The organism is Streptomyces sp. NPDC059564 (genome assembly GCF_042735575.1).
In the GTDB taxonomy this organism is placed as follows: domain Bacteria; phylum Actinomycetota; class Actinomycetes; order Streptomycetales; family Streptomycetaceae; genus Streptomyces.
The window spans coordinates 1-11398 of sequence record NZ_JBHWBP010000249.1; the positions used below are offsets into that span (position 1 = coordinate 1).

The window sequence follows — 11398 nt, forward strand, 5'->3', positions numbered from 1 at the left end:
GTTCCGGGGCCGCCCCTTTCTGCCGTGGGCCCGCCGTACGCGGCTAGTCGAGGTTGGCGTTGGGGAAGTGCCGGGCGGCCACGTCGGAGTACGCGGGCACCCGCATCCGCTCCGGCGCGGTGAGGGCGAGGCCGCGTACCGCGGGCATCCGCAGCGAGTCCGGGATGCTCCCGAGCGCCGATGCCGGCAGGGCCAGGTGCCGCAGGTGTTCCAGGCGCCCGATGGCCTCCCAGTCCGCCGGGCCGGGCGTCCCGGCGAGCCACAGGTCGCTCAGCCGCGGGTGGCGCACCAGGCCCCGCAGGGACGGTGTGGGCCGGGTGAGCTGGAGCGTGACCAGTGAGACGCCGGGGGCGAGGGAGTCCAGGGACCACTCCGCGTAGGACCCGGTGAGGGTGAGCGAGTGCAGCGCGGGCCAGCTGCGGGTCACGGCGTCCAGGGAGAGGGAGCCGGTGAGGATGAGCACGGCGTCCTCGACGGGGAGCCCGTGGAGCCCCGACAGATCCCGCAGCGCCCCGCAGTGGGCGATTTCCACACGTTTCAGGGAGCGCTGTCCGCCGAGGAAGTCCACGTCGGTCAGTCCGGGGTTGTTCTCCAGGGTCAGCCCCTCGATCTGGATCTGCTCCAGGCACGCGGTGAGCGCCCGGTGCGAGAGCTCCCCGGTCGCCCTCAGCTCGCGCACGCCGAGTCCGACGAGGGCTTCCAGCTGGGCGTCCGAGCGGACGGTGACCCGCTCCGGGGGCGGATCGAGGCCGGCGATGACCTCGGCGGCGTACCGGCGGCTGTCGAACATCGACCAGAGCTGGACGAGCGTGTCCCGCAGGTGCTCGGAGGGATGGGCGCGGTACCGGGCCAGGAAGGGGATGGCGAGGTCGGAGCCGACCGCGCCGGCGGCGACGACCGAGAGGTGGGCCTCCCGGTCGGTGGCCGCCCCCTCCGGGCCGGGCAGCAGGTCCAGGACGAGCGGGCCCACCGCTCCCAGGGCGCGGGCGGCCTCGATGTCTGCGGGCGGCACGAGCCGGGCCGCCTGCTGTTCGACGTCGGTGCGGATCGCGGGGTCGAGTTCCGGGGCGCCCTCCAGGGAGGCGAGGGCCAGCAGGGCCGAGCGGTCGGTGTTGCGGGACAGCAGGGCCCGGAGGATCTCCGCGCGGTCGCGGGGGCGGCCCTGGGCCACCGCGAGGCGGATGACGTCCTCCCACTGGTCGTCCTCGCAGTGCGCGGCCAGTTCCCCGAAGCTGACGTCGTCCAGGGCCGCACGGGCCCCCAGGAAGTCCTGGAAGGTGCGGTGGACGAACTCGACGGTGTCCTCCGTCGGGGCCCGCAGCAGGCCCGTGCGGTTCACGAAGTGCCGTAGGACGTCGGAGGCGCCGCCCAGGGCCGCGGCGGCGGCCGGGACCGAGGGGAGGGCCTTCTCGAGGAGCTCGCGGGCCTGCTGCCGGTCCAGCTCGGTGTGGCCGTTGCGGATCAGCCAGTACGCCAGCCGCTGGAGCAGCTGGAGCTGCGGTTCCTCCGCCAGGTCCGGCAGCAGCAGGTCCCGCTCGATGTCGCGGCGGTAGAGCAGCATCGACAGGGCGGCGGTGTACAGCTCTTTGCGGCCCGACGGGAGGAAGCCCCGGCGTTCGCGGTGCAGGGCGCAGATCAGCCCGCACAGCAGGGGGTTGGTGGCGAGCCGGTCGAGGTCGGGCTTGGCGCGGACGGCGGCCAGCAGCTGGGCGCCGTCCGCGTCCGGGGCCCCGGCGGCGCGGTGCCAGCGTTCGACGAAGCCGGCGACTTCGGCCCGGTTCATGGGGGACAGGGTCAGCTCGTCGAAGCCCTCCCCGGCCAGCCAGTCCTGGCGGACCGCCGAGGGGCGGGAGGTGACCAGCCAGCGGTTGCCCGGGTACGCCGCGAGCAGCCTGGCGAGCCAGTCGCGGGCGCGGGCGCGCTCGGGCTCCGGGATCTCGTCCAGGCCGTCGACCAGCATCAGGGCGCGCCGGTCGCGCAGCACCCTGGCCTCCCAGCCCGGGGGCTGGGCCCCGGCCAGCGGGGAGCCGGCGGAGCCGAGGAAGTCCCCGGGGGCGGGCAGGCGCTCCCCGTGGCGGGTCAGGGTGCGCAGGGGCAGGACGTAGGGGATGCGCCCGCCCTGGCCGCCCCGGGCCGCGGAGACGGCGAGCCACTGGACCAGGGTGGTCTTGCCGGAGCCGGCCTCGCCGCGCAGCAGGGCCCGTTCGCCGCGGGTGAGGACCTCGTCGGCGGGGGCGGTGCGCAGGCCCTCGCCGGTGCCGCTCGCGGCTTCGAGGCTGAGGTAGGCGACGTCCAGGGGCCAGCGGGCGGCGTCGGGGGCGAGGTCGAGGCCGAAGATCGTGAGGGTGCCGTGCCGCGTGGCCGTGTAGGCGAGGTAGTCGCGTTCGAAGGCGGCGTCGGCACCGGCCGGGTCCGGGCGGGCGGCGTCCATGATCGCGATCAGCCGTGCGATGAGGCGGGTCTGTTCCACGAGGGCGGCCGGGACGAAGGTGGCGCGCTGGGTGAAGAAGTTCAGCACGTGCAGGCAGGTGGCGGTCAGCAGCCGGTCGTGGAAGAGCAGCGCGTCCCGGCCGAGTACGGGTTCGGGGGCGGCGGCCCGCAGTTGCCGGGCGAGGGCCTCGTGGCCGAGGTGGACGGCCTGCAGGTCGGTCAGGGTGATGTCGCCGAGTGCCTGGAGGGTGGTGGCGAGGGCGGCGGCGACGCCCGCCTCCTCGCCGGGGGGTACGGGCCGCTCGCCGGGGGTCCGCAGGGCCTCCTCGACGGCGGTGTCGGCCAGTCGTCGCAGGTCGTCCCGGTCCAGGACGCGTTTCTCGCGCAGGGAGACGTGGGGGGCGATGCGTACGGGTCTGTCCACGAGGCCGGCGCCCGGGCCCTCGGTCCGTAAGAGCTTCCTGAGCAGCGGGCCCATCACGGCCGTGGTCAGCCGTATGCCCGCCATCGATGCGTCCATGACGCGGGAGCGTAGTGACGGTTGCGGGCGCAGGCCCCGTAAACGGGCCTGGACGTCCCGGGCCGGTGACAAGCCGCACAGGGCAAAACGGACCTACTAGGACCTCTCGTAGGTTTTGTAGCCCGTTTTGTCCACCCCTGGCCCGGCATTGTCCACCCCCCGGCCCAGCCCGGACGCCGTCAACAGGACGTACATCACTCGCGCCGATACGAGGCCGGGTAGTAATCGGGAGGTTTGGGGAAGAACGGGGACCCGGGTTACCAAGGATGGGCAAGCCCGGCACCGACGGCTCACGGCCGCAGCGCCGGGTCCTTTCTTGCCTGATTCACGTCCTTGTCCCCGGCCCCGGAGGTCAGCACATGTCCGCGAAGCGCGTCAGCACCCGTCGTACCCGTATCGCCCTCACCGCCACCGGTCTCGGTGCGGTCCTGGCACTCGGGGCCGGGACGACCGCCGCCTTCGCCGACGAGGCCCCCGCCGCGCTCCCCGCCGTCGCCGGGCAGATCTCCGTCGAGGCGCAGGCGCAGGCCCAGGCCGCCGCCTCGGCGAAGACCGGTCTGTGGGACAAGCCGGTGAAGACCTACACGCTGTCCGCGACCTTCGGCAAGGGCGGCACCATGTGGTCGCACAAGCACTCCGGCCAGGACTTCGCCGTCCCCGTCGGCACCCCGGTCAAGGCCGCGGCCGCCGGCACCGTCGTGAAGGCCGGCCCGAACGGCGGCGGCGACGGCCCCGCGTACGGCAACGCCATCGTGATCAAGCACGCGAACAACACGTACTCGCAGTACGCGCACCTCTCGAAGATCCAGGTCAAGATCGGCCAGAAGGTCTCCGTGGACCAGCGGATCGCGCTGTCCGGCAACACCGGCAACTCCAGCGGCCCGCACCTCCACTTCGAGATCCGCACCACCCCGAACTACGGCTCCGCCGTCAACCCGGTCGCCTTCCTGCGCACCGTCGGCGTCACCGTCTGATACGCGGCCCCGAGAGGGCACCGCCCCCGCCCCGGAACCCGGGGCGGGGGCGCGGTCATATCAGCCAGGAGTGCGTGGACCTGGTCTTCTTGTCGGGCTTGTTGTTCTTCAGCGCCGTGATCTGCTCCTGCCCCAGCACCTGGTCGAAGACCCGGATGTGGTCGAGCGGACCGTCCCACGCGGCGCTCCAGATCCCGTGGTGGCGGGCCCGGCCCAGCTGCAGCGGCCCGGGGCCGGCCCAGATGCCGGAGACCTGCGCCTGACCGGCCTGCTTGTCGTCCACCCACAGCGCGATGGTCTTCTTCTCCGCGTCGTAGGTCCCCGTCAGCAGGGCCCACGTCCGCGTCGTGTTGACGTTGTCCACGACCACCTGCTGGGCCGTCGCCGCCTGGCCCTTGTCGCCGGTCTGCACCCGGAACACCCAGGCCTTCTTGCCGTTCACGACCTCGAAGCCCAGCTCGAAGGAGTACGAGACCCCGTCGCCCTGGCTGACCGCCATCCGCGAACCGGTCTCGGACACGTTGTAGGCGCGGGTGGAGACGGTGAAGCTCTTCGTGACGTCCACGCCCGCCTCCGCGCCCTGCGCGTACGAGTCCGCCGTCCCCTTGAACCGGACCTCGGTCCGCTTGGCCAGCTCGCCCAGCGAGGCGCCCGGGCCGAGCGCGATGCCCATCTTGCCGCTGCGGTCGCGCAGCAGGTTCGGTTCGCCCGGCACCGTCGGGGAGTCGTCCTCCGGGGTCTTGGGGTCCGCGGACCCCGACGGGCCGGAGGGGCCGGGGGAGTCCGAGGAGGCCGTCACCGGCTCCTTCCCGGGCCCGTCCGACCCGTTCAGTACGAAGAAGGCCGCGCCCCCCGCCACCAGGACCACCGCCAGGGCGCCGATCCCGATGGTCAGCATCCGGCGCTTGCGCCGCTGCGCCTCGGTGCGGTCGGCCATCGCCTGCCAGTCCGGCTGCGCGGCGGCGGCGCCGAAGGCGTCCGGGGCGGGCCCGCCGGGAGGGAACGGTTCCGCGCCGAGCGGCGGCTGCGCCTGCGGCGGGCCGAAGCCCTGCGCGCCGGCCGGCTGACCGGGCGCCGGCTCGGGCTGGTAGGGGTTGGCGCCCGGCTGGGGGGCGGCCTGTCCGGGCTGCGGATAGCCGTACCCGCCGGATATCCGGTCAGCCGGGTATCCGTAGCCGCCGCTCCCGGAGGCGGGGTCGGGCTGGGGGCTGTGGGGGCGATCCGTACCGTCAGTCATGGCACGGATGCTAAAACATCGCGGTGTGCGGGCGAACGGCCGCCGGTCCCGATCCGGCACCGATCACGCCGGGGAGAAGCCGGGGAGAAGCCGGAGAGGAGCCGGAGAGGAGCCGGGGAGCAGCCCCCGGCGCCGCCTCAGCCCGGCAGCTGGATGATCGGGAAGCTGCCCGTGGCCGTCGGCGCGTGCTCCGGCAGCCACAGCACCGCCACCGCCCCCGCCGCGGCGCCCTCGCCCGTGGCCCCGCCCGGGGCCGCCACGTTGCGGAACGTCAGCCGCGCGCCCAGGACCCGCGCCTGGCCCTCCGCGATGGTCAGCCCCAGCCCGTGCCCGACCCCCGCCCGGTCCGTCGACCCCGTCCGGAAGCGGCTCGGCCCCTCCAGCAGCAGCGCCTCGGGGAATCCCGGCCCGTGGTCCCGTACGCGCACGACCCGGCCCTCGATGTCGACCTGGACCGGCGGCTGCCCGTACCGGGCGGCGTTGGCCAGCAGGTTGCCGAGGATCCGCTCCAGGCGGCGCGGATCGGTGCTGACGATCTCGTCGGCGACCACCCGTACCGAGGCCTCCGGCATCAGGGAGGACACCCGCCGGCTCACGAACTCGCCCAGCGCCACGTCCTGCAGCTCGGCCCGCTCCGACGCGCTGTCCAGCCGGGCCACCTCCAGTACGTCCTCGACCAGCGCCCGCATCGCCTGGGCCCGGTCGCGCACCAGCTCCGTCGGCCGGCCCGGAGGCAGCAGTTCCGCCGCCGTGAGCAGGCCCGTCACCGGGGTCCGCAGCTCGTGCGCGATGTCCGCGGTCACCCGCCGCTCGGCCTCCAGCCGCTGCTGGAGCGCGTCCGCCATGGCGTCCACGGCCCGCGCGAGGTCGTCCGTCTCGTCCCGTACGACGCCGCCGACGGCGTCCCGCACCCGTACGTCCGGATCCCCGTGCGCCACCCGCTGCGCGGCGGCCGCGGCCTTGCGCAGCCGGCTGGAGATCTGGCCGCCGATCAGCACCCCGAGGGCCGATCCGCCGATCACCACGGCCAGCGAGCCGACCACCAGGGCCCGGTCCAGGTCGCGCACCATGTTGGCGCTCTCCTGGAACCGGTGGTTCAGGGAGAGCACCTGCCCGTTGCCGAGCGGTACGGCGGCCCACACCTGCGGTCCCTTGCGGGACTCCTGGACGTAGGTGCCGCGCCGCCCCGAGCGGGCCTTGTCCCGCAGCTCGGCGGGCAGCTCGGGATCGTTGAGCTTGGCCCCCCAGATGGGCTTGCGGCCGCCCTCGGGCGTGCGGGCGATCCACTGCACCCGCTCCAGCTCCTGCTCGCGAGCGCTCTCAAGCATCGACACGCGGGCAGCGCTGTGCACCACCAGGCTCAGTGCCAGCGCGGTGAGCGCGCCGACGGCGGCGATGGCGAGCGTGATCTTCCAGCGGATCCCCGTGCGCAGGGTGAAGCGCCTCATGCGGTCGCGGTCCTCATGGTCCTCATGCGGTCGCGTCCCCCATGACCTTCGCCTTCCTCATCCCTATGCCTTGAGTTTGTATCCGAAGCCCCGGACCGTCTCGATCCGGTCCTGCCCGATCTTGGTGCGCAGCCGCTGGACGTGGACGTCCACGACGCGGGTGTCGCCGCCCCAGTCGTAGTCCCAGACCCGCTCCAGCAGCCGGTCGCGGGAGAGGACGGTACCGGGCGCGGAGGAGAACTCCAGCAGCAGCCGCATCTCGGTCGGCGTCAGGGCCACGGACGCGCCCGCCTTGCGGACCTCCATGCCCTCGGTGTCGACCTCCAGGTCCCCGAAGGACAGCACCCCGCGCTCGCCGGAGCCGTCCGCCTCGGAGCCGTTCGAGGCGCCGTTCTGCGGGCCGCCCGCGTGCCCGAAGCGGCGCAGCACGGCGCGGATCCGGGCGACGAGGACCGAGCCGTCGAAGGGCTTGGTGACGTAGTCGTCCGCGCCCGCCTCCAGCCCCAGGACCACGTCGATGGAGTCGGCCCGCGCCGACAGCATGATCACGGGAACGGTCGACTCGTCGCGGATGCGGCGGCACAGGCTCACGCCGTCCATGCCGGGCACCATCACGTCGAGCAGTGCGATGTCCGGGCGGTCGGCCCGGAAGGACTCCAGGCCGGACAGGCCGTCGGGCATGGCGGTGACCACGAACCCGTCGCGTTCCAGCGCGAGCGTCGTGGCCTCGCGGATGACGTCGTCGTCCTCCACGAACAGCACATGGGTCTCGGCCATGCCCAGCCTCACTTCGTCAGCTCTTCGTCACGGCCGGGGCGGGCTGGCTCCCGCCGTCGACCACATTGCTGTAATCGGTGTGCACCCGGTCCTGCTCGGTGAACCGTTCCCCGTTCCAGCGGTACGTGATCACGTCCTCGCCCGACGGGTAGGCCAGCGCGTCGCTCTTGCCGTACACGGGCTTGTTGAGCACCAGCTCGCCGCGGTCGATCTCCGCGTAGACGGGCGGCTGCTCGTCCGTGAAGACATTCTCGTACTTGCCGCCGTCGGCCCGGTACACGTACGAGCCGCGGCCCACGGCGTCGGCGCAGGACAGCACGTTGACGACGATGTCGACGACGGTGTTCCCGGTGACCTTCCCGTAGGACACGTCGATCGGGTACTCCTTGCCCGTGCAGGGCTTGAGGTCCCGCTTGACCGCGGCGCTGACCTTCGGGTCCGCCTTGAGCAGCGCCACCGGGTCGACCCGCTTGACCTGGGCGCCGGTGGACGCGGCGGGGGAGTGGTCCGGGGCGGCCGACTCGGTGGCCGGGGCGCCGGTCGGCTGGTTGTTGCGGGACACGGTGTCGGTGCGGGCCGGGCCGCCGTCCTTGAGCCCCGTGCCGCCGGTGGAGCAGCCGGCCGCGAACAGCACGGTGCCGACGAGGACGACCGTCCCCGCCGACATCAGTACCAGAGAGCCTCTGCCGCTCAGTTCTTGGCCTGTCAGGCCGCGCACCGCTCCCGCCCCTCGTACCGGATGGTGTGGTCGCCGCGTTCGAGCGCACGCATGTCCAGGTCCCGGCTCTCCAGCTCCTGGCGGAGCCGGGCCAGTGCGCGGTGCAGTGTGCTCTTCACGGTTCCCGCCGACATACCGAGCGCCGCGGCCGTTTCCTCGGTGCTCATCTGCTCCCAGTGTCGCAGGACCACCACACTGCGCTGCTTGGGCGCGAGCACCTTCAGGATGTCCATGAGCAGGGCGCGGTCGGCGCGCTGGTCGGAACCGTCCTCGACGGAGGCGTCGGGGAGCTGCTCGGTGGGGACCTCGTCGAGCTTGCGGGCGCGCCACCACTCGGTACGGGTGTTGATCATGACGCGGCGCAGGTAGGCGTCGGCCAGCGACTTGTCGGCGATGCCGTCCCAGCGGCCGTAGGTGCGCACGAGCGCGGTCTGCAGGAGGTCCTGGGCGTCGGTGGGGTCCGGGACCAGGCGCCGGGCACTGCGCAGCAGCGCGTCCTGCCGGGTGCGTACGTACTCCTCGAATTCGAGTACCTCGCCGTGCGCCATCTCAGACCGCCTCCGTTCCGACCAACCGCTCATCCGCTGGCTTACGGATCCGAAGGTACGGACGGGTTGTCACGGCACTGTGCGGGTCAGCCTTCGGTGGGAGCACGGACACCCATAGGTTGTGTAACAGTGCCCGTGAGCTGCGGTTTTCCGGCCCGAAGCGGAATCCTTGAGTCAACTTCGAGCCGGGTTCCAGGCGACGCCGGTCTGCCGCGGGTCAGGTCTGCGGCAGCCGGTACATGCCGTGCGCCAGCGGCTCCACGAGCCCGTCGGACACCAGCCCGTCCAGCGCCCGCGCCCGCTGCACCGGCTCGTCCCAGACGGTGTCGAGCACCGACTGCGGAACCGGTCCGACCGCCTCGCGCAGCACGGCCAGCAGCTTGCCGCGCACCTGCCGGTCCGTCCCCGCGTACGTCTGCCCGCGCCGCGGCGGCCCCTCGTGCGCGGGCTTCCCGGCCAGGCGCCACGCGCACAGACCCGCCACCGGGCAGCGCGCGCAGTCCGGGCTCTTGGCCGTGCAGACCAGCGCGCCCAGCTCCATGGACGCCGCCGCCCAGCGCGCCGCCGTCGTCTCGTCCTCGGGCAGCAGCTCCCGGGCGAGGCGCCGCTCGGCGGCCGTGGTCGCGTTCGGCGGGTACTCGACCCCGGTGGAGGCGCGGGCGAAGACCCGGCGCACGTTGGTGTCCAGCACCGCGTGCCGCTGCCCGTACGCGAAGGAGGCCACCGCGGCGGCCGTGTACTCGCCGATCCCCGGCAGCGACAGCAGCTGCGCGTGGTCCCGCGGTACGTCGCCACCGTGCCGTTCCGTTATCGCGACGGCCGCGCCGTGCAGGCGCAGCGCCCGGCGCGGGTAGCCCAGGCGCCCCCAGGCCCGTACGGCCTCACCCGGCGCGTCGGCGGCCAGGTCGGCGGGCCGGGGCCAGCGGGCGAGCCACTGCTCGTAGACCGGCAGGACCCGGCTGACGGGGGTCTGCTGGAGCATGAACTCGCTGACCATGACCCCCCAGGGGCCGGCCTCGGGGCGGCGCCAGGGCAGGTCGCGGGCGTGCTCGTCGAACCACGCGATGACGGGGGAGTGCAGCGCGCGGGCGGCGTGCGGGGGACTCTGGGGGGAAGCGGGGGATGCAGTCATGGCAGACGGCATCCTGGCACGTTTCGGCCCTGCCGTGCCGGGCCCGGACCGGTGAACCAGACAGCGGCGCGGTTGCCGCTCGCCCGTACGGCGGCGATCACCCGGGCCAGCGGGGAGGCGAGCGCGAGCACGGCCAGGGCGGCCAGCGAAGCACCCAGCAGCAGGCCCATGGCCACGTCGTGCGGGTAGTGCACCCCGACGAAGACGCGGGAGAACGCCATCAGCAGCGCGACGGGCACCGTCAGCAGCGCGAGCCGGGGCACGGCCAGCGCCAGCGCGACGGCGGCCGCGCCCGCGATGGCCGAGTGGTTGCTGGGGAAGGACCAGTCCCCGTACGCCGGGCAGGGGATCAGCGAGGCGGCCGCCCCGGCCACCGCCCGGCAGGGGCGCTCCTCGTCGACGGTGGACTTCACCAGCTCGGAGGCGACGTAGACGAGCGCGGTGGACAGCGGGGCGAGGACGGCGAGCGCGAGGGCCCGGGGACCGCCGTGCCGGCGCGCCCGCCACCAGACGGATATGAAGAGCAGACCGAAGAGCAGCAGCCCGTACTCGGTCCACACCTCGAAGGCCGAGCGCACCCAGGGGGGCGTGGTGTGGGCGAAGTCGGTGACGGTGCGGTAGAGGGCGGAGCTGTCCATGGTCACCGACCGTACTGGGCGGCCCGTTCCGGTCGCGTCAGTCGGATGGCCGGTTCTCGGCGCTCGCGGGTACGCCCGCAGGATGATCATCGGCAAAACCTGCCGGGCGCGCGGCATGGGGGGCGCTGATCGCGGGGCGAGTTCTCGTAAGGTTCGGTGCGTGGGATCTCTGCGCAATCCGGTCGGGCCGCTCCCCTCCTCCATTTACTGGCGACGGAGGGCCGTTCTCGCGTCCGTCGCGGCGCTCTTGGCGCTGCTCGCCGTATGGACCGTCAGTTCCGGTGGCGGCACGTCCAGTACGAACGGCAAGGGCGGCGGCGACGGCTCCGGACCCGTGCGCACGATCACCCCGGGACCCTCCGGATCCGGCCCGGCGATCAGTCAGGCGCCGGGCGGGCGTGGCGACTCGGGCACGGGCGCGGGTGGTTCCGGCGGCGGCGCGGGCAAGAACGGCGAACCCGGCTCCGGTTCGGGCTCCGGCAGCGACTCCGGTTCCGCGGCGGGCTCCGGCGGCGGCTCCCCGGCGCAGGTCCCGGCGGAGTCCCCGCTGCCGACGTGCGCGGCGAGCGCGCTGCAGTGGGAGGTCAAGAGCGTGAAGAACGAGTACGAGACGAACGAGAAGCCGCGTCTCGAACTCCTCGTGCGCAACATCTCCGGAAGCACCTGCAAGTTCGGGCTCGGCCCGAAGCAGGCGGTCGTGACGATCTTCCAGACGCAGGGCGCCAAGGCCGTCTGGTCCTCGGCCGACTGCCCGACGGGCGCGGCGAACGCGTTCTTCCGGCTGCCGGCGCAGGGGGAGACGAAGCAGTCCGTGGAATGGGACCGCAAACCGAGCGCCCCGGACCAGTGCCAGACGCCTCCGGCGGGCAACCCGGCCCCCGACACGTACGTGGTCGAGGTCAAGTCCCCGGGCCTCCCGGTGGCCCGCACGTCCTTCGTCCTGAAGCAGGACTGACAACGCCGGCGAGGCTGGATG

10 protein-coding genes are annotated in these 11398 nt (G+C 73.5%); 2 read left to right on the forward strand and 8 right to left on the reverse strand.

Going from position 1 to position 11398, the window contains the following annotated elements; genetic code table 11:
* Window positions 1-43: 43 nt before the first annotated feature.
* A complete protein-coding gene (locus tag ACFV0Q_RS30050) occupies window positions 44-2950 on the reverse strand; it encodes an NACHT domain-containing protein (RefSeq protein WP_385009510.1) in 2907 nt (968 codons plus the stop codon).
* A 359-nt stretch (window positions 2951-3309) separates the two neighbouring features.
* Between ACFV0Q_RS30050 and ACFV0Q_RS30055 the strand changes: the two genes are divergently transcribed.
* Window positions 3310-3924, forward strand: coding sequence for a M23 family metallopeptidase (locus tag ACFV0Q_RS30055; protein WP_385009511.1), 615 nt, complete (start codon window positions 3310-3312; stop codon window positions 3922-3924).
* Between the two features lie 55 nt (window positions 3925-3979).
* Here ACFV0Q_RS30055 and ACFV0Q_RS30060 read toward each other — a convergent pair whose 3' ends face one another.
* The 7 genes from ACFV0Q_RS30060 to ACFV0Q_RS30090 form a co-directional block, all read right to left on the reverse strand.
* A complete protein-coding gene (locus ACFV0Q_RS30060; RefSeq protein WP_385009512.1) occupies window positions 3980-5161 on the reverse strand; it encodes a LamG-like jellyroll fold domain-containing protein in 1182 nt (393 codons plus the stop codon).
* A gap of 137 nt (window positions 5162-5298) precedes the next feature.
* Complete coding sequence (gene cseC, locus ACFV0Q_RS30065) at window positions 5299-6609, reverse strand: two-component system sensor histidine kinase CseC (RefSeq protein ID WP_385009513.1); 1311 nt, start codon at window positions 6607-6609, stop codon at window positions 5299-5301.
* A gap of 63 nt (window positions 6610-6672) precedes the next feature.
* Entirely contained in the window at window positions 6673-7386 is a 714-nt protein-coding gene (gene cseB, locus ACFV0Q_RS30070; protein WP_285541989.1) for a two-component system response regulator CseB, read from the reverse strand.
* Window positions 7387-7402: 16 nt separating this feature from the next.
* A complete protein-coding gene (locus ACFV0Q_RS30075; RefSeq protein ID WP_385009514.1) occupies window positions 7403-8053 on the reverse strand; it encodes a hypothetical protein in 651 nt (216 codons plus the stop codon).
* Between the two features lie 38 nt (window positions 8054-8091).
* Window positions 8092-8652 (reverse strand): SigE family RNA polymerase sigma factor, encoded by a 561-nt coding sequence (locus ACFV0Q_RS30080; protein WP_053678383.1) that lies wholly within the window; start codon window positions 8650-8652, stop codon window positions 8092-8094.
* Window positions 8653-8869: 217 nt separating this feature from the next.
* The gene (locus tag ACFV0Q_RS30085) at window positions 8870-9784 is read right to left on the reverse strand and encodes an A/G-specific adenine glycosylase (protein ID WP_385009515.1); all 915 of its coding nucleotides are present in this window, start codon (window positions 9782-9784) and stop codon (window positions 8870-8872) included.
* Entirely contained in the window at window positions 9781-10422 is a 642-nt protein-coding gene (locus tag ACFV0Q_RS30090) for a phosphatase PAP2 family protein (RefSeq protein ID WP_385009516.1), read from the reverse strand. Before ACFV0Q_RS30090 ends, ACFV0Q_RS30085 begins: the two co-directional genes overlap by 4 nt.
* A 160-nt stretch (window positions 10423-10582) precedes the next feature.
* Here ACFV0Q_RS30090 and ACFV0Q_RS30095 point away from each other — a divergent pair, with 160 nt between their 5' ends.
* Window positions 10583-11377, forward strand: coding sequence for a hypothetical protein (locus ACFV0Q_RS30095; RefSeq protein WP_385009517.1), 795 nt, complete (start codon window positions 10583-10585; stop codon window positions 11375-11377).
* Window positions 11378-11398 lie beyond the last annotated feature (21 nt).